General features: G+C 68.1%; 18 protein-coding genes, 1 tRNA gene and 1 pseudogene. 11 read left to right on the plus strand and 9 right to left on the minus strand.

Annotated features, from left to right (window positions below; translation table 11 throughout):
* Positions 1-100: 100 nt before the first annotated feature.
* Positions 101-442: an STAS domain-containing protein gene (locus ACIBKY_RS43080; protein WP_397106382.1), complete on the plus strand. Its 342-nt coding sequence runs from the start codon at positions 101-103 to the stop codon at positions 440-442.
* Positions 443-558: 116 nt separating this feature from the next.
* Here the strand turns inward: ACIBKY_RS43080 and ACIBKY_RS43085 are convergent, their stop codons facing one another.
* Positions 559-891, minus strand: coding sequence for a type II toxin-antitoxin system PemK/MazF family toxin (locus ACIBKY_RS43085; RefSeq protein WP_397106384.1), 333 nt, complete (start codon positions 889-891; stop codon positions 559-561).
* A 163-nt stretch (positions 892-1054) separates the two neighbouring features.
* Here ACIBKY_RS43085 and ACIBKY_RS43090 point away from each other — a divergent pair.
* Together ACIBKY_RS43090 and ACIBKY_RS43095 are read left to right on the plus strand one after the other, a co-directional pair.
* Positions 1055-1253, plus strand: a pseudogene (locus ACIBKY_RS43090) (IS701 family transposase); the annotation flags it as partial.
* A gap of 41 nt (positions 1254-1294) precedes the next feature.
* Positions 1295-1783: a hypothetical protein gene (locus tag ACIBKY_RS43095; protein ID WP_397106386.1), complete on the plus strand. Its 489-nt coding sequence runs from the start codon at positions 1295-1297 to the stop codon at positions 1781-1783.
* Positions 1784-1847: 64 nt separating this feature from the next.
* On the opposite strand, the gene ACIBKY_RS43100 is transcribed toward ACIBKY_RS43095, so the two are convergent.
* Complete coding sequence (locus ACIBKY_RS43100) at positions 1848-2453, minus strand: hypothetical protein (RefSeq protein ID WP_397106387.1); 606 nt, start codon at positions 2451-2453, stop codon at positions 1848-1850.
* A 493-nt stretch (positions 2454-2946) separates the two neighbouring features.
* A complete protein-coding gene (locus ACIBKY_RS43105) occupies positions 2947-3450 on the minus strand; it encodes a hypothetical protein (protein WP_397106389.1) in 504 nt (167 codons plus the stop codon).
* A gap of 368 nt (positions 3451-3818) precedes the next feature.
* Here ACIBKY_RS43105 and ACIBKY_RS43110 point away from each other — a divergent pair, with 368 nt between their 5' ends.
* On the plus strand, positions 3819-4208 hold the full coding sequence (locus ACIBKY_RS43110; RefSeq protein WP_397106391.1) for a hypothetical protein: 390 nt from the start codon (positions 3819-3821) through the stop codon (positions 4206-4208).
* 828 nt (positions 4209-5036) lie between these two features.
* Here ACIBKY_RS43110 and ACIBKY_RS43115 read toward each other — a convergent pair.
* From ACIBKY_RS43115 to ACIBKY_RS43125, 3 genes are all read right to left on the minus strand, one after another.
* Positions 5037-5109 (minus strand) — tRNA-Ala (locus ACIBKY_RS43115).
* Between the two features lie 15 nt (positions 5110-5124).
* Positions 5125-5856: an HAD family hydrolase gene (locus ACIBKY_RS43120; RefSeq protein ID WP_379615762.1), complete on the minus strand. Its 732-nt coding sequence runs from the start codon at positions 5854-5856 to the stop codon at positions 5125-5127.
* 16 nt (positions 5857-5872) lie between these two features.
* Entirely contained in the window at positions 5873-5992 is a 120-nt protein-coding gene (locus ACIBKY_RS43125) for a DLW-39 family protein (RefSeq protein WP_214319204.1), read from the minus strand.
* A 204-nt stretch (positions 5993-6196) separates the two neighbouring features.
* On the opposite strand from ACIBKY_RS43125, the gene ACIBKY_RS43130 reads away from it, so the two are divergent.
* From ACIBKY_RS43130 to ACIBKY_RS43145, 4 genes are all read left to right on the plus strand, one after another.
* Positions 6197-7561, plus strand: coding sequence for an MFS transporter (locus ACIBKY_RS43130; protein WP_397106393.1), 1365 nt, complete (start codon positions 6197-6199; stop codon positions 7559-7561).
* A 67-nt stretch (positions 7562-7628) separates the two neighbouring features.
* Entirely contained in the window at positions 7629-7838 is a 210-nt protein-coding gene (locus ACIBKY_RS43135) for a heavy-metal-associated domain-containing protein (protein ID WP_397106395.1), read from the plus strand.
* 203 nt (positions 7839-8041) lie between these two features.
* Positions 8042-8791 carry a hypothetical protein gene (locus tag ACIBKY_RS43140; protein ID WP_397106397.1) on the plus strand — a complete coding sequence of 250 codons (750 nt, stop codon included), beginning with the start codon at positions 8042-8044 and terminating at the stop codon, positions 8789-8791.
* A gap of 29 nt (positions 8792-8820) precedes the next feature.
* Complete coding sequence (locus ACIBKY_RS43145) at positions 8821-11040, plus strand: heavy metal translocating P-type ATPase (RefSeq protein ID WP_397106399.1); 2220 nt, start codon at positions 8821-8823, stop codon at positions 11038-11040.
* Between the two features lie 27 nt (positions 11041-11067).
* Here the strand turns inward: ACIBKY_RS43145 and ACIBKY_RS43150 are convergent, their stop codons facing one another.
* The gene (locus ACIBKY_RS43150) at positions 11068-11895 is read right to left on the minus strand and encodes an alpha/beta fold hydrolase (RefSeq protein ID WP_397106401.1); all 828 of its coding nucleotides are present in this window, start codon (positions 11893-11895) and stop codon (positions 11068-11070) included.
* Between the two features lie 432 nt (positions 11896-12327).
* Positions 12328-13929, minus strand: a complete 1602-nt coding sequence (locus ACIBKY_RS43155; protein WP_397106403.1) for an FAD-binding oxidoreductase — start codon at positions 13927-13929, stop codon at positions 12328-12330.
* 97 nt (positions 13930-14026) lie between these two features.
* On the opposite strand from ACIBKY_RS43155, the gene ACIBKY_RS43160 reads away from it, so the two are divergent.
* From ACIBKY_RS43160 to ACIBKY_RS43170, 3 genes are read left to right on the plus strand one after another with little or no spacing between them, the layout of a single operon-like run.
* Entirely contained in the window at positions 14027-15418 is a 1392-nt protein-coding gene (locus ACIBKY_RS43160; RefSeq protein ID WP_397106405.1) for a PLP-dependent aminotransferase family protein, read from the plus strand.
* A gap of 37 nt (positions 15419-15455) precedes the next feature.
* Positions 15456-15836 (plus strand): hypothetical protein, encoded by a 381-nt coding sequence (locus ACIBKY_RS43165; protein ID WP_397106407.1) that lies wholly within the window; start codon positions 15456-15458, stop codon positions 15834-15836.
* 16 nt (positions 15837-15852) lie between these two features.
* Positions 15853-16425, plus strand: a complete 573-nt coding sequence (locus ACIBKY_RS43170) for a YdeI family protein (protein WP_397106408.1) — start codon at positions 15853-15855, stop codon at positions 16423-16425.
* Position 16426: 1 nt separating this feature from the next.
* Here ACIBKY_RS43170 and ACIBKY_RS43175 read toward each other — a convergent pair whose 3' ends face one another.
* Positions 16427-16939: a universal stress protein gene (locus tag ACIBKY_RS43175; protein WP_397106410.1), complete on the minus strand. Its 513-nt coding sequence runs from the start codon at positions 16937-16939 to the stop codon at positions 16427-16429.
* Positions 16940-16984 lie beyond the last annotated feature (45 nt).

Below are 16984 nucleotides of genomic sequence, written 5' to 3' on the forward strand. Positions count from 1 at the left end.
TTCCGCTTAAACCCTCAACGCAATCGATCGTCCAGGAGCCGGGAAGGCCCCGCGAGCGGCACAATGAAGCGAAAGGCGGCCGAGCGGAAGGCAGTTGTCGATGTCTGATGTCCAGCGGGTGGATCACGGCACTTGTACCGTCCTGCGACTCGTCGGCGCGTTCGGCAGAGAAACCGAGCCCGCGATGCGGCTTCAAGAGGTGATGGACCTGCTTCCTGCTCCAGCGTGCGTGGTACTCGACGTGGCCGACATGACCGACTGGGATGAGACGACAGTCGGCGCCCTCATCGCCGCCGGAAAGCAAGCCTGGTCCGAGGCCGGATGGCTGGTGATCGCCGCCGCACCACCGGCCCTGGCCGAACGTTTCCACGAAGCAGCACTCCCGTTCGTGCTGTACGACACGACAGCAGACGCCATAGCCGCCTTCGGCAGCCAGCGCTAACACTCCGGCCGTAGTTCATGATCCCGATGTGAGCGGGTGCCGGGGAGACAGATGGCCGGCGTCGATCGTCCGGACGAGATCGGCCACGCCATCGTGGGCGTCGGTTCCTTCTCCGCCTACCCAAGCCCGCCGAGACGGAGGGCGTCCTCAATCTCGGTGAGCTTCGCGGAGGACAGGACGCCCGCCCGCTCGATCAGGTCGTCCCGGGACACGGTGGTCAGCCACGTGCAAGGGGTGAAGCCCGGACGCGGGAACGCGAGCCGCAGCACGCCTTCAAAGGGCAGCCCTTCCATGGCGCCGACTCGCACTTCGACAGCCAGACCGCTGACGTCGACGCCCGCCGGAGCGACTACCTGCATCGCCCGGATCCCGGACGCGTCGTCTGCCGACAGCAGGACGACCGGCCGCCGCTCGTCGAACTCGACCCACCAGACTTCGCCGCGTTGCACATGTCCTCCTGACACAGGACGGCAGGCGAACGCCGCGCGACCCTGACGCGCTGTGGAGACGGGTGCGGCCACGTTGACCATCGGTGTGAAGACCAACGATCACGCGGTGGCCGCAGGTCACAGCGTAGACCCCGCCCGCCGGCAGGAGCCGTTCGAGGGCCTGATGAGCCGGATCGCAGGCCGGTTCACGCGGGTCAAACCCCGGCGCCGGGTCCGGCGGTTGGTACTCGGCCTGCGGTCGGACCTGCCGCGCAAGAACTGCCGGACCATCGCCGAGTGGGCAGGGCAGAGAACCCCAGACGGCACGCCCAAGTGGGGACGCGAGCCAGGTCCGCGACGATGTGCGTGGCGGCGTGGTGGAGTAATCTCCCCGGAGACACGTTCTCCAGAGATGATTAATGCTGTGCCCGACCTGTTGTGGGATGACGTAAAAGCCCTCTTCGACCCCGAGGCTTGTGGAGCGTTGCCTGATGTGGTCGTAGAAGGGACGTCTGTCGAGAACTGGCAGATGGTGCTGGATCTCGTTCAGGCGCAGGGTTGGCGGTATGCCTACTTACGGAATGGCGAGCCGACCGAGTTGACTTCGGCTGCTGAAATGGCCGCAGGCGTAGCGTCCGAGTCGAGGGTAACGCCCGAGCTGAGAGTCTGGCCGATCCCCGAGGTACTGATGATCTTCCGGATGTATCAGGTTGAGTCCATCGACTTCGACGTTGATCTCAGAGAGTTGCAGGGACAGGAACGGCTGGACCTCCTGGTGGACGTGTTCCGGCTGATCGGACGGCGGGTCGGGAAGTCCGTATGGATGTCTGCGGAAGGCAGTCCTGGTCATCCGGATATCGGGTTCGACGTCGAGGCTGACCGGGTGGTACTGATGGTCGAACCGGCCGGGTAGCGACTGTCACAAGGCCTGGGGCGGTGACGTATGTCACCCGACGCGGCGCGAACCCAGGATTCGATCAGAAGTCGTAGCGGTGGTAGCCGGCGGCCTTGGCCTCTTTCTCCCCGCAGAAGAACGTCTCGTCGAACGGTGTCACCGCGTAGCTCTCGTCACCGGGGACGTTGTAGCTCATGGCGGCCGCGAAGCCGGTGGCAACGACGGGCAGGCCACCGCATCTGACCACGTGGTACGGATAATGGATCATCGTCCCGACCAACGGCGTGACCGACGCGATCACGTACATGACCACGGCCGCCACCAGCGCGCGCAGCCAGTCCGGCCGGAAGCGCAGCAGCACGAGCAGGACCAGGCCCACGAGGTAGGCCAGCATGAACAGCACCAGATACGGCACCGAGAACATCACCCACGACCGACCCCGCAACGCGACAATCACCGCGACCAAGCCAAGTCCGGGCAGACCGATGACGAACGCGGCCAGCCACGCGCTCGCCCGTTGGAATGACCTCATGGATGGTGTGATGGCCAGGTCCGTGGGTTGGTTCTTGACCGACCAGAAAGAGACGTCCAGGCGGTCATGTCGCTGGCCCGTGGGGTGTTGGATGCAGGCCACCTGAACGGCCCGCCGCCGAACCACCACCACCAGCTCGCCGATTCCAGCGATCACGGCATAACTTGAGGGCTGTCTCAGCCTGCGGCACGCCTGACAGGGTGGCATTCATGATCGAGATCGACGGGCCCTTCCTTCGTGTCAGCGACCCGGGCTTCGAGATGTTGATCCCCGCGTGAGTGGGGTACACCACCGCCGATTAGACCGACGCAACCATCACCCTGCCAGATGGCACTCATCGGTACGCAGCGGTCAGGACTTGGCGTCGTCAGGGGATCATGGATCGGTGGCAGGAGACGGGCGAGCAGCTCAGCGGCCGGTACTTCTCCTGCCCGGACCTGATCATCATCCGTGAGCCCGGCTTCCCCTTGATGATCGCGGCCATGCGAGACCTGGTCGCAGGCGGAGACGTGCGGCCTGCTTCCGCGAAGGCGCAGGTTAGAGGTGAAACCAGCCTTCTACCAGGCCGTCCGCTTTTCCATGCAAGTCGTTTCCTCCGTGCCCGAGCTTCCCCATCGGGCACGGCTCCGTAAGGCCGCCGACCTACCGATCACGAGGGCTTGGTGCCGTCGGTCCGTTCGCGCGCGATCGACCCGTCCAGAACTTCTCGGGTGAGGCCGTAGTGGTAGTACGGCGCCAGAGAATGCTCAGGTCCGATGGTGAGCCGCTTGAAGACCTTGTTGTGCGGCCAGATTCGCAGGTCGTTGTCCAGATCGACGCAGGCGTTGTTCTGCTCGATGTCATAGGCCCACCGTCCACCGCCATTACGGACCATCAGCTCGCCGAGATACGCCCCCATGCTCATCACCATGGTGTGGAGGTAGTCCTTCGTCGGCCTACCGGTCCAGCGACTCGTCGGGGTGAGCTCTCCAGCCATGAACGCATCGCAGTAAGGATCGAGCTGGAGAGCAGAGGCCGAGGTCCAGTCAATGGAGAATCCCTGGAGTGTGGCTCCATCAACAAAGGTTTCAGCGAGGCCCTGCATCATCTCCGTCGTCTCGGCGTCCGTCGGGACCGAGTCGGACTGGACCGTCCGGCTGCGACGTCGCCACATTTTTGCCTCCGTACGAACTGAGCCAATCGTCCGGCCCAGAGTAGCGATAGACGCCCGCATGCACCTGCGGTCTGTCCACCCCGGCTCTCCGCGCGACCCCTGGCCATTCTTAGAAGTTCTAACAGACAGATCAGCGGACAGGGTTCACGCGATCGGCGTCAGTCGTAGTCGCCTCCTCAGCTTGGTTGACCAAGCTTCCGCATGGAAAGACCATCTCACTTGGGACGCGAGGGAAACCGCGTATCGGCGAATGTCCCTGTTGATCTGTATCGTTCGCGCTGGTCAGCACGGTGGGCCCCTGTCTGAGCCGTAATGCGACGGCTCCGTCAAGGTTGCCTGTCCTCGGGGGAGGCTCTAGGTTCGCCGCCATGGTGGATGCGGAGATGTCGGAAACCCTGTACTTACAGCGAGTAGTTGCGGTGTGCGTCCTGGGAATATCGGTGGCTGTCTGGGTTCTGCTGTTCCTCGCGTACTTCCTCGTTCCCGGTGCAATAGCGAACAATGAGTGCGGTCTCGACCCTCTAACCAACTATGAGACCGACAGGTGCGCGCCTGTAGCCGCGTGGGGCAGCTTCACATTCTGGTCTTGGCTGGCTTCTCCGCTGACCTGGATGGCGTCCGGCCTTGCCCTTTTGTGGGCGCGGAAAGACCGGATCGGCTTTCGTTGGTCGGTAGTCGCTTCGATGCCCGTGCTCCCCTTGATTGGCATGGCGTCCGTGTTCGTGATTGAGGCGCTGTATGGGCCGTCGCCCGTGTGATTGAGCGGGACACAGGGGAGACCGAACAATGGCGGGCGTCCCTCCCTGGGTCGATTTGTTTGCGCTGGTCTGCTGGGTTGGGACAGCGGGACCGTGTCTCCCAAACTCGCCCCTTGGTGGCCCCATGCCTTGCCGGGTCACCCTCGGCTACGACGGATCTCGGCAAGCCGGTGTCTTTGCACCCTGGCGAGTAGTTCCTGCTTGCCAGCCTCAACAGCGTCCTCGCCGCCGGCACGCTCGACATGCTCGGCACGAATGTCCTTCCAGCGCGAATATGCCATCACGTACCGCCTTCCTATGCCTGCCGTTCCTTCATGTAGATCTCGTAGCGCTGCTCGGCGAGTGTTATGGCGTGCTTGTCAAGGCATTTCGCTGTCCGGCTTTGTCACCCGCGGCAAGGAGGACACAGGACCGCTTTGGATCGAACGTGAACAAGAATCGCACGGCGCCGGTCGAAGGTTCTTCAAGTTCTGCAGACGAGAAGCGGTGACCGTGTCGTCCAGCGGCCGTCCCACGCGGAATCGCTGTCCCCGATGCACGATTCCGTAGGGGTCGATGTGCTGTGGGTGGGTATCTGGTGACGCGCCTGTTCGGGTGTAACAGCGCGTCCTCGGTGGCGCAAGCTCAAGGAGAAACGCGCGGAGCGAAGCGGAGCACCGATGGGCCGGGGTGGGATCCAGCGGGTCAACCACCTAGTTGGGCAACGGGCGGGCCTTAAAAGGCAGTCCGACCGGCGGGAGGTCCTTCAGGGGTCGAGCTTCAGCTCGACTGGAGAAACAGCCTTGCCCCCCACGCGCGAAGCGCGCATGAGGGGCAAGACCATGCCTGTGGAGCCTAGGAGATTCGAACTCCTGACATCCTGCTTGCAAAGCAGGCGCTCTGCCAGCTGAGCTAAGGCCCCTTACGACGCACTAGCTTACCGGCCCGCAGCGGCTACCTGGTGCGTCCCCAAGTCTTCGATCAAGATCAAATCAGGAAGGTCGGCGATCGAGTCCAGGATGTGGGTGGCGCCGCCCTTGAGGAGGCGTTCGCGGCTGTGTACTCCGGTCATCACCCCGGCCACCACCGAAGCCCCCGCCCGCCGTCCGCACAGCATGTCGCTCTCGGCATCCCCGACGACGGCGACCTGCCGAACGTCCTCGATCCCCAACCGGAGTACGGCATGCAGCACCATGTCCGGCCAAGGCCTACCCCGCCCTCCAGCGTCCTCGGGGCATATGGCCAGATCGACCCGGTCGTGCCACCCGAGTACGCCAAGCACCCGGCCTAAGGTGGCGCGGCTGAATCCGGTGATCAGGGCGAGCTGTACGCCGGAGCCGCGCAACTTGTCGAGCGTCTCCAGCACGCCGGGGATCGGGACGAGCCCGGCGCGGTCCAGGGCACCCTCGTAGGAGCGTTCGAACGTCAGGTTCGCCGCTTGTGCCTGGGCCTCGTTGCCGGGGAAGATCCCGCGGAAGACCTCGATCTTGGGGCATCCCCGGGACCGGTGCACGTGAACCATGGCACGCGCATAGGCCCCGGTCCCGGGGACGATGCCCTGAGTTGCGATCGCCTCGGCGAACGCACGCTCGACCATGGCGATGTCACCGATCGTGGTGCCGGCGAGGTCGATGCACGCCAGCTTGATGGGGACGACGACGTCGCTCATCGCCTCGCCAGGTCGGTTAGTTCTCGCTGCCGGTCGCCTCGGTCCAGAGGTCGAGCTCGGCGCGGTCGGCCTGCACCTTACGCCAGATCAGCAACCCCCCAAGGGCGATCAGCGCCAGAACGATCAGCTTCTTCACGGTGTGACCCCACTTCTTCGACGGTCTCACCTGCCGGGGTGAGACCCAACGGTTGGATGCAGCCTAGCAAGTGATGGCCGTACTCCCGCTGTCGAGCACCCATGAACCTCCCGAATCAGGCAAGTAGACAAACCCCCATGGGGTATGTTACGTTCCTCGCCGTCGAGATACCCCATGGGGGTATAAGCGCAAAGGAGAATCGCAGTGGCTACCGAAAATCCCAGGCGGTGGTGGGCACTTCTCGTGCTCGCGACCGCCCAGTTCATGGTGATCATGGACACGTCCATCATCGGCGTGGCGCTCCCCGAGATGCAGCGGCAGCTGGGGTTCACCCCGGGCGGTCTCCAGTGGGTCTTCAACGCCTACGTGATCGCGTTCGGCGGTCTGCTCCTGCTCGGCGGCCGGCTGTCCGACCTGCTGGGCGCGCGCAAGGTCTTCACCACCGGCTGGATCATCCTGATCGCCGGCTCGGTGCTGGCCGCCGCCGCGAGCACGGCGTGGGTCGAGGTGCTCGGCCGCGCCGTACAGGGAGTGGGCGGGGCGCTCATCGCGCCCGCGGCGATGACGCTGCTCATGATGCTCTTCGGGCACAGCCAGAAGGAGCTCGGCAAGGCCATGGCCCTGTACGGCGCCGCCGCCCCCGCCGGCGGCACCGCCGGAGTCTTCCTCGGCGGCGTCATCACCGAGTACCTGAGCTGGCCGTGGGTCTTCATCGTCTACATCCCGATCGGCCTGGCCACGCTGGCCGCCACCGGACTGCTCCCCGCGGTCAAGGGCAGGCGCGGCTCCGTGGACGTCGTGGGCGCGATCTCGGTCACCGCCGGCCTGGCGCTGGTCGTGTACGCGATCGTGGCGGAGAACCTGATCGCCGGAGCCGCGGGCGCGGCGCTGCTGGTGCTGTTCCTGATCGTGCAGCGCATGGTCAGGCAGCCGCTGATGCCGCTGTCGATCTGGCGTACGCCCGGCCTGGCCACCGCCAACCTGGCCATGGCGCTGCTCGGCGCCGCCTGGATCCCGATGTGGTACTTCCTGAACCTCTACCTGCAGCAGACCCTCGGCTACGGCGCGTTCGCCAGCGGGGCGGCGCTGCTGCCGATGACGGTCGCGGTCATGATCTTCATGATCGGCATCACGGCCAGGCTGCTCGGCCGGTTCGGGGCCAAGCCGCTCATCGTGCTCGGGCTGGCGGTGCTGGCCGCGGGCGTGGCGGGATTGTCGTTCGCGCGGCCCGGCGGGACGTTCGTGGCGGACGTGCTGCCGGCGAGCCTGATCGCGGCCGTGGGCATGTCGCTGGCCTACATTCCGGCCATGATCTCGGCGATGTCCGGCGCCAAGCCGGAGGAGGCCGGGCTGGCCTCGGGCATCGTGAACACCACCTACCAGGTCGGGTCCGCCGTCGGACTGGCGGTCATGACGGCCATCGCGACCTCGCAGGCCGAGCTCATCGACGGCTTCCAGGGCGCCTTCATCGGCGCCGCGGTCGTGGCGGGGCTGGGCGCCCTGCTGAGCGTGGTGCTCATGCGCCGGCCGCGCGCCGCCGTTCAGGATCAGGACAAGGTTTCCGTGTAGCCCCGAAATACCCTAGGGGGGTACGGTGTTACACTCAGAGGCAGACAGAGAAGCTAAGGAGATCGACATGACCAACGCCACCTACACCGTCAAGGGCATGACCTGCGGCCACTGCGTCAGCTCCGTCAAGGAAGAGGTCAGCGAGGTCGCGGGAGTCTCCTCAGTGGAGGTCGACCTGGCCAGTGGACTGCTGACCGTGGAGAGCGTGAGCCCGATCGACGCCGCGGACATCCGCTCGGCCGTCGAAGAGGCCGGATATGAGCTGGTGGCGAAGTGAACACCGCCGCGAAGCTCGGGACATATGTGCTCGGTCTTGCGGTCGTCTTCGGCGGAACCTGGGGCGTCGGTAATCTGGTCGGCCCCCAGGCCACCCCGCAGAAGCCCGCAAGTCATGACATGTCGCAAATGTCCAAGCCAGCAACAACGCAAAGCGCTCCAGCAACAACTCAGAGCGCCAGTGATACCCCCGGGGGGCTCCAAGTGTCGCAGAACGGCTACACCCTCAACCCGCTCACCGCCGCCAAGGCCGGTGCGCCCACCGACTTCCAGTTCACCGTGACGGGCCCCAGCGGCAAGCCGGTGACCGACTACCAGGTCGAGCACGACAAGAAGCTCCACTTCATCGTCGTCTCCCGTGACCTGTCCAGCTTCCAGCACGTCCACCCCGAGATGAGCGCCGACGGCACCTGGTCGGTCAAGATCGCCTTCCCGGCCGCCGGAACCTTCCGCGCGTTCGCCGACTTCACCCCGACCGGCGGCCAGGCGCTGACGCTCGGCGCCGACATCCAGGTCGCGGGCGACTTCCAGCCGAAGCCGCTGAAGGCGGTCAGCCGGACCTCCGAGGTCGACGGCTACACCGTGACGCTCGACGGAGACCTGGTCCCCGGCCAGTCGAGCAAGCTCACGCTGAACGTCAGCAAGGACGGCAAGCCGGTCACCGACCTGCAGCCGTATCTAGGAGCGTATGGACACCTCGTGGCCCTGCGCGCCGGCGACCTGGCCTACCTGCACGTGCACCCCGACGGCGCACCGGGCGACGGCAAGACGCGGCCGGGTCCGGGAATCACGTTCTACGCCGAGGCACCCAGCGGTGGCGACTACCGTCTGTTCCTGGACTTCCAGCACGGCGGAGCCGTACACACCGCGGACTTCACCGCGAAGGCCGGTGAGGGCACGGTGGCCAAGCCGACCGCGAAGAACGACCACGACTCCACCCCGCACGGCCACTAGCAGGACGCGACGTACAGAAAGGAGAGGTGATGTCCTCCCTCACCGACGACCAGCCCCAGGGCGCCGTCGAGCTATCGATCGGCGGCATGACCTGCGCGTCCTGCGCCAACCGCATCGAGCGCAAGCTGAACAAGATGGACGGCGTGACCGCGACGGTCAACTACGCGACGGAGAAGGCGAAGGTCACCTTTCCTGAAGGTCTGGACCCCGAGCAGCTGATCGCGACGGTCGAATCGGCCGGCTACACCGCGGCGCTGCCGAAGGTCGAGAAGGCCGAGGCGGGAGCCACCGGCGAAGAGGACGACGAGCTCAGGCCGCTGCGCAACCGGCTCATCACCTCGCTCGTCCTCGGCATCCCGGTGATCGCGATGGCGATGGTCCCGGCGCTGCAGATCGAGTACTGGCAGTGGTTGTCGCTGACGCTGGCCGCGCCGGTCGTGGTCTACGCGGGCTGGCCGTTCCACAAGGCCGCCTGGACGAACCTGCGCCACGGCGCCGCCACCATGGACACGCTGGTCTCCATCGGGACGATCGCCGCGTTCCTCTGGTCGATCTGGGCGCTGTTCCTCGGCACCGCGGGCGTACCGGGGATGACGCACCCGTTCGAGTTCTCGATCGAGCGCACGGACGGCTCGGGCAACATCTACCTGGAGGCGGCCGCGGGCGTCACCGCGTTCATCCTGGCCGGCCGCTACTTCGAGTCGCGCTCCAAGCGCCGCGCGGGCGCCGCCCTGCGCGCGCTGCTGGAGCTCGGCGCCAAGGAAGTGGAGCTCGCCGACGGGCGCCGCATCCCCACCGACCAGCTCGCGGTCGGCGACACCTTCGTCGTACGGCCCGGCGAGAAGATCGCCACCGACGGCGTGATCCAGGAAGGCAGCTCCGCGGTAGACGCCTCCATGCTGACCGGGGAGTCCGTCCCGGTGGAGGTACGGCCCGGCGACGGGGTCACCGGCGCCACCGTCAACGCCGGCGGCCGGCTCATCGTGCGGGCCACCCGGGTCGGCGCCGACACGCAGCTGTCGCAGATGGCCAAGCTCGTCGAGGACGCGCAGACCGGCAAGGCCGCGGTGCAGCGCCTGGCCGACCGCATCTCGGGCGTCTTCGTCCCGATCGTGATCGCGCTGGCCGTGGGCACGCTCGGCTACTGGCTCGGCACCGGCAACGGCGCGGGTGCCGCCTTCACCGCGGCGGTCGCGGTCCTGATCATCGCCTGCCCCTGCGCCCTGGGCCTGGCCACGCCGACGGCCCTGCTGGTCGGCACCGGCCGGGGCGCCCAGATGGGCATCCTGATCAAGGGTCCGGAGGTGCTGGAGTCCACCCGGAAGATCGACACGATCGTCCTGGACAAGACCGGCACCGTCACCGAGGGCAGGATGACGCTCACGGACGTGCACCTGGCCGAGGGCGAGGACCGCGACGAGGTGCTCAGGCTGGCGGGAGCGCTGGAGCACGCCTCCGAGCACCCGATCGCGCAGGCCGTCGCCAAGGCCGCGCAGTCGGATGCCACGGTGGAGGACTTCGCCAACGTCGAGGGCCTTGGTGTGCAGGGCGTCGTCGACGGGCACGCGGTGCTGGTCGGGCGGCCCAGGCTGCTGGAGGAGTGGTCGCAGCACCTGCCCGCGAACCTGGTCGAGGCGCTGGAGGCCGAGCAGAACGCCGGCCGTACCGCCGTCGCGGTCGGCTGGGACGGCAAGGCCCGCGCGGTCCTCGTCGTGGCCGACGTCGTGAAGCCGACCAGCAAGGAGGCGATCGAGCGGCTGCGCGCGCTCGGACTGACCCCGGTGCTGCTCACCGGCGACAACCAGGCCGTCGCGGCCACCGTCGCCGCCGAGGTCGGCATCGACCAGGTCATCGCCGAGGTGCTGCCGGCCGACAAGGTCGACGTGGTCAAGAAGCTGCAGCAGGAGGGCAAGGTCGTGGCGATGGTCGGCGACGGCGTCAACGACGCCGCCGCGCTCGCCCAGGCCGACCTCGGGCTGTCGATGGGCACCGGCACCGACGCCGCCATCGAGGCCAGCGACCTGACGCTCGTCCGGGGCGACCTGCGGGTGGCGGCCGACGCGATCCGCCTGTCCCGCAAGACGCTGAAGACCATCAAGGGCAACCTGTTCTGGGCGTTCGCCTACAACGTGGCGGCGTTGCCCCTGGCGGCGCTGGGCCTGCTCAACCCCATGATCGCGGGTGCGGCGATGGCCTTCTCCAGCGTGTTCGTGGTCTCCAACAGCCTGCGGCTGAAGGCCTTCAAGTAGATTGTGATCCAGGCGCCGGCCCCGACCTCACAGGGGGCCGGCGCCTTTCACGTGCTCGAGGATGGCCTTGGTGACCACGTCCGGGCGGGCGCGGTGCACGTAGTGCCCGGCGTTCTCGGCCACGATGTGCCTGCTGCTGGTCGACAGGCCCGTCAGTTCCCGCTGCATCGGGAACCAGACGCGGTAGTGGCGGCTGAAGCTGGCGGCCTGCTCGGGCGTCCTGTTGTCCTCGTTGTCCTCGCTGCACGTCACCACCGTCAGCGGGATGTCGCCCAGGGTGGGGGCGCGGCGGCCGGTCTCCGTGCCGATCTGGGCGCGCAGGGTCTGCTCCCACCACGTGGTCCGGCGCTGGTGGTCGCCGAGGTCGAGGTGGCCGGGGCTGTCCAGGAGGCCGAGGTCGATGGCCAGGCGGCGCAGGCCGTACGGGGTGATCCGCTCGATGAGGGCGCGCCTGATCGTGGTGAGGTGGTAGCCGGGGTAGCGGCTGGCCTGGTCGTGGTGGCTGGAGTCCACGAGTACCACTCCGGACACCTCGCCGGGGTGGGCCGCGGCGAACAGCCGGACGACGTAGCCGCCCATCGAGTGCCCCACCAGCACGTACGGCGGGCCGTACCCGGCCAGGGCGAGGGTTCTGCGCAGGTCGGCGGCGGCGTCGAGCATGGCCAGCGGCGAGCTGACGGGGTCGCTCCATCCCATGCCGGCGCGGTCGAAGACCACGGCCGAGGTTTCCTGGCCGAGGACGGGCAGGAGGGGGGCGTACTCGATCGAGGTCGTCCCGAGCGCCGGGACGATCACCACGGTGGGGGAGCCGTGACCGGCCTCCAGCATGTGGATCATGCGTCCGCCGATGTCCACGAGGCGTCCTGGCGGCGGGTGCCGGAGTCGATCCTGATGTGAGCGCCAGCTCTGGTAGAGGGCGCTGGCGAAACCGGTTAGGGCGAAAGCGGCAAGCGATCTTCTCAGAAGGGCCACTCTCACCATCAAAGCAATGAGCGGGCATTTGTCCAGTTCAGGACAGTATCCACTCAACCCCCCAAAGCCTACCTTTTAGGGGGAAGGGTGCAGTGAAGGGGCGGATAAATACATTGGCGCATCCGCAAATCGTCCGGCTATCTTAGTGATCGTTCGTGACACAAAAGCCTTTATCGAGAAAAGTCGTCCTGAAAGAACAGGGACGCGGCCTCCGGCCTGCCCGACGGGAATGGCGCCCCCCGGGTGGACGCGGAGACCACCAACGCCCCGGGAACGCGCCTACGCCAGCCGCTCCCGGGGCACAGTGCAGGATCGTCAGGCGCGCACGGACAGGCCGTGGTGGAAGACTCCGCGAGGGTCCCAGCGTGCCTTGACCCGCTGCAGGCGGGCGTAGTTCTCGCCGTAGTAGAGGGTGGACCAGGGAACGCCGGAGGTGTTCCAGCGCGGGTCCGCGTGGTCGGTGTCGGGGTAGTTGATGTAGGCGCCACCGCAGTTGCCGCCGGGGACGGGGACGCCTCCGGTCTGCGCGAACGTCTTGCTGTGCAGGCTGCGGACCCATTCCAGGTGGGCCTTGCCGTCCTGTTCCGGGGCCCATCCGGCCAGGTGGATGACCTTCAGGATGGACGAGCGTTCGTGGGTGGCCGTGGCGGTGGGGGCGACGGTGTTGATCCGCCCGCCGTACGACAGGAGCCAGAGCATTCCGCCGTCGGCCACCGGGCCGGGAGCGGTGAGGTGGTCGTAGGCGACGTCGGCCTGCGCGTCGGTGAAACGTCTGCGGAGATGGGCGGACTTGCCCTTGTAGCGGCCGGTCTCCTGCTCCGCGCCGAGGGAGAGGGCGCGGACCGCCTGGAACCACGGCTGGTGCAGGATGGGCGGGACGAACGCCTCCGGGGTGACGCCCTCGCCCACGGCGGCGAAGAAGTCGCGCAGCAGGCGCTCGGCGTCGGGCACGTCCCCGGCGATCTGGGTGGGCAGGATCATGCCGCCGGGGTCGTCGCCGGACTTGCGGCCGGGGATGATCAGCGAGCCCATCATCGCGGCGTAGGGGGAGTCGGGGGAGCTGTTGCGCTCGTGCCAGGTTCCGTGGTTGCGCAGGAGCCGGCGGAAGGACTCCTTGGTCATGCCCGCCCAGGACCAGATGGCCACGCCGGACACGACCTTCGCGGGTGGCTTCGGCAGCAGCTTGGCCGGGTCGTCGCCGCGGGCCGCCGGGTCGCGCAGCCAGTAGCGGGTGACGATGCCGAAGTTGCCGCCGCCTCCGCCGGTGTGGGCCCACCACAGGTCGTGGTTGGGGTCGGACGGGTTTCTGGTGGCCACGACGGCGCGGGCGCGGCCCGACGCGTCGACGACGACCACCTCGACGGCGTGCAGGTAGTCGACGGTGAGGCCGAGCCGGCGCGACAGCGGGCCGTACCCGCCGCCGGCGATGTGGCCCCCGGCGGCCACGCCCCCGCATTGGCCGCCGGGGAGAGTGACGCCCCAGCCGAAGTAGAGGGTCCGGTACGCCTGCATGAGCGTCGCACCCGCCTCGACCAGGAAAGCTCGGCGTTTCTCGTCGTAGGTGACCTCCTTCATCTCGCACAGGTCGATCACCACCTGCGCGCCGTCGCCGACGAAGTTCTCGTAGCAGTGGCCGCCGCTGCGGACCGTGACGCGGCGGCCGGCCCGTACCGCCTGGTTGACCGCGGCCACGACCTGCTCGGTGGAGCCGGCCATGTGGAAGTACTCGGGCTCGTGGCGGAAACGCTGGTTGGTGCGGCGCTCGGCCAGGTCGTCGTAACGGGGGTCGCTACGCTTGACGATCACCGGGCCGATGGCCGGGTGGTCACCGGCGGCGCCGTACGCGCTTTCCGCCAGTATCGCCGTGCCGCCCACGGCGGCCGTGCCACCGATGAAACCTCGACGCGTGACATTCATATCAATGACGCTAGAAGTACGGCACAGCCCCAGGAATGCACTCAGATGCACGCCAGGGTGGAGCTAGGTCCACCCGGCCGAAAAAGAGGGGTGAAGAGTGGACTTCCACGTCAGCCTCGAAGGCCGCGGCGACCTGGCCGCGCGAATATACCGGCAATTGCTCGACGCGATACTCGACGGCCGCCTCCGGCCGGGCGAACGGCTGCCGCCCACCCGCGAGCTGGCCGGCCGCCTCGACGTCTCGCGCAACACCGTAGCCGTGGCCTACGACCGGCTGGTGGCGGACGGCTTCCTGACCGGCCGGGCCGGGGCGGGAACGTTCGTGACGGGAGAGCCGGTCAGGGGGAGGGCGGCGCCGAGAGGTGTGGTGCGGCCGAGGGCGTTCTGGCGCGCGGCCGAGCCGCCGATGCCGCCGCGCGGCCGGGTGCTCCACGACTTCACGGTCGGGCTGCCGGACCCGAAGCTGTTCCCGATCGCGAGCTGGCGACGGCTGCTGGCACGGGAACTGCGGGTGGGCTCGGCGGCCTACATCGACCCCGCGGGGGACGGCTCGCTCAAGGAGGCGATCGCGCGGCACGTGGGCATCAGCCGCTCGGTACGGGCCGGCGCCGACGACGTGATCGTCACCCAGGGCGCCCAGCAGGCGCTCGACCTGATCGGCCGGGTGCTGATCGAGCCCGGGGCGTGCGTGGCCGTCGAGGAGCCTGGCTACCCGCCTGCCCGCCGGCTCTTCCGCTCGCTCGGCGCCCGCGTGGCCGGGGTGCCGGTGGACGAGGAGGGCCTGGAGGTCGCCGCCCTGCCCAAGGCCGCCCGGCTCGTCTACGTGACGCCGTCGCACCAGTTCCCGCTGGGTGTGCCGATGTCGCTGGCCCGCCGTACCGCGTTGCTGGAGTGGGCGCGGCACCGCGACGCGGTGATCATCGAGGACGACTACGACAGCGAGTTCCGCTTCGGCGAGCGCCCGCTGGAGCCGTTGCAGAGCCTCGACGGCGCCGGCCGGGTCGTCTACGTCGGCTCCTTCTCCAAGACGCTGCTGCCGACGCTGCGGCTGGGGTTCCTGGTCGCGCCCGCCTCCCTCCGTACGGCCCTGCGCGCCGCCAAGCAGCTCACCGACTGGCACGGCGACCCGTTCGCGCAGGCCGCGCTGGCCCGCTTCATCGACGAGGGACTGCTGGCCAGGCACATCAGGAAGGCCACCAAGGAGTACGCGGCCCGGCACGCGCGGATCACCGCCCTGCTCGCGGCCGACGGCCGTTTCCGGCTGGTCCCGTCCGCCGCGGGCCTGCACGTCTGCGCCCGCCTCGACCCCACCATGGAGGTACGGCCGGCGCCGTCCCTGGCCGTCGAGTCCCTGGCCTCCTACTACGCGGAAGGCGCCCCCGGCCACGGCGTGGTCCTGGGCTACGGCGGCGTCTCCCGCACCGCCATCCCCGAGGGCATCCGCCTGCTGACAGCCGCTCTAAAGCGAATCGATAACCCGCTCGCCTAACGTCTCCCCCGTTCGCGGATACGAGGGGAACACAATCATGCGAGTGCGTACAGCGATCATGGCGGTAGTGGCGGCGGCCGGGGTCACGGTCGGCATCGGCGCGGCGGCCCAGGCCCAGAACCCGCCGTGCTACGCCCAGGGGGACGGCAGCCTGAAGTGCGGCAACTACGCGCCCAGGCCGATCTACAACAAGACCAGCTGGGGCGACCCGGACAACCAGCACACCTGGCCCAAGCGGGTGGACACGCTCCGCTCGAACCCGAGCTGGTTCAAGTGCTACGTCAGGGGCGAGAAGCACAGCGGCGGCAACAACGTCTGGTACTACACCCAGGGCGACGACAGCGGCCGCTACGGCTGGGTGCCCGCCAGCACCCTCTACACCTGGAAGGACCCCTTCCCGGGCGTCAAGAAGTGCTAGCGCTAGCCTGACGCGCATGGATGAGCTCGACGGGGTGGAAGTCCTCGCCTTCGCCGACGGCCCGGCGTTCGAGGGCTGGCTGGCCGTACACCACACGCGGCAGGAAGGCGTGTGGATCAAGGTGGCCAAGAAGAAGTCGGGCATTGCGACGGTGACCGAGGACGAGCTCGTCGACATCGGGCTCTGCTACGGCTGGGTCTCCGGGCTGCGCCGTTCGCTGGACGAGCGGTACTACCTGCAGAAGTACGTGCCACGCCGGGCCAGGAGCCTGTGGTCGCAGGTGAACGTGGACAAGGTCGCCATGCTGGCTGCGGTGGGCCGGATGCGCGAGCCCGGCCTGGCAGAGGTGCGCAGGGCGCAGGAGGACGGCAGGTGGGCGGCCGCCTACGAGTCGCAGAAGACGGCCACGGTGCCGCCGGACCTGGCGGCGGCGCTGGAGGCGGACCCCGCCGCCAAGGAGGCGTTCGAGCGGCTCGACAGGACCGGGCGCTACCTGGCCATGCTGCCGGTGCTTCAGGCGCTGACGCCGGAGGCCCGTCAGGATCGGCTCGACAAAGCCCTGCTTCTCCTGACAAATCGCCCGGTGTAAGTCAACGGCTCCAGAATCGTCGGTGCCCGCGTTCGCCCGAGACCTCCGGCTCGTCGGGCGGCGCGGGCTCACGCACGATCACCACCGTGGCCCGCGCGTGGCGGGCGCAGTACATGCTGGTCGAGGGCAGCAGCATCCGGCTGAGCAGGCCGCGCCTGCTGCGGCCGAGCACCAGCAGGTCGCACTCGCCGGCCAGGTCGACCAGGTGGTAGCCGGGGTCGCCCATCCGGCCGACGACGGCGGTCACGATGTCGGTGGGCACACCGCCGCACACCTCGACGAAGGCGTCGGCGACCACCTCCGTACTTCGAGCCTCCTCTCCGGACCTGGCCGCGTGCTGCAGCGGCAGTGCCTCGGGGAAAGGATGGATCGGCGCCCGGCTCACGTGCACGGCGACCAGCGGCATGCGGCGTAGTCGTGCGGCGCCGATGGCCCAGGCCAGCGCCAAGCGCGCGGCCGGCGACTCGTCCACACCGACGATCACGCGCGCTCCGCCGGGCAGGTCTTGATCCACGGCGCCCTCCTCGGAAAGAGGTACCTGACCATAGTGCTCCTCTCC

Origin of the sequence: Nonomuraea sp. NPDC050394 (genome assembly GCF_044459065.1) — a bacterium.
Taxonomy (GTDB): Bacteria; Actinomycetota; Actinomycetes; order Streptosporangiales; family Streptosporangiaceae; genus Nonomuraea.

Bases quoted from the DNA above. Each gene is read 5' to 3' on its own strand.
- ACIBKY_RS43080 (WP_397106382.1), top strand. From the start codon at position 101: ATGTCTGATGTCCAGCGGGTGGATCACGGCACTTGTACCGTCCTGCGA.
- ACIBKY_RS43105 (WP_397106389.1), bottom strand. From the start codon at position 3,450: ATGTGGCGACGTCGCAGCCGGACGGTCCAGTCCGACTCGGTCCCGACG.
- ACIBKY_RS43110 (WP_397106391.1), top strand. From the start codon at position 3,819: ATGGTGGATGCGGAGATGTCGGAAACCCTGTACTTACAGCGAGTAGTT.
- ACIBKY_RS43120 (WP_379615762.1), bottom strand. From the start codon at position 5,856: ATGAGCGACGTCGTCGTCCCCATCAAGCTGGCGTGCATCGACCTCGCC.
- ACIBKY_RS43135 (WP_397106395.1), top strand. From the start codon at position 7,629: ATGACCAACGCCACCTACACCGTCAAGGGCATGACCTGCGGCCACTGC.
- ACIBKY_RS43145 (WP_397106399.1), top strand. From the start codon at position 8,821: ATGTCCTCCCTCACCGACGACCAGCCCCAGGGCGCCGTCGAGCTATCG.
- ACIBKY_RS43155 (WP_397106403.1), bottom strand. From the start codon at position 13,929: ATGAATGTCACGCGTCGAGGTTTCATCGGTGGCACGGCCGCCGTGGGC.
- ACIBKY_RS43165 (WP_397106407.1), top strand. From the start codon at position 15,456: ATGCGAGTGCGTACAGCGATCATGGCGGTAGTGGCGGCGGCCGGGGTC.
- ACIBKY_RS43170 (WP_397106408.1), top strand. From the start codon at position 15,853: ATGGATGAGCTCGACGGGGTGGAAGTCCTCGCCTTCGCCGACGGCCCG.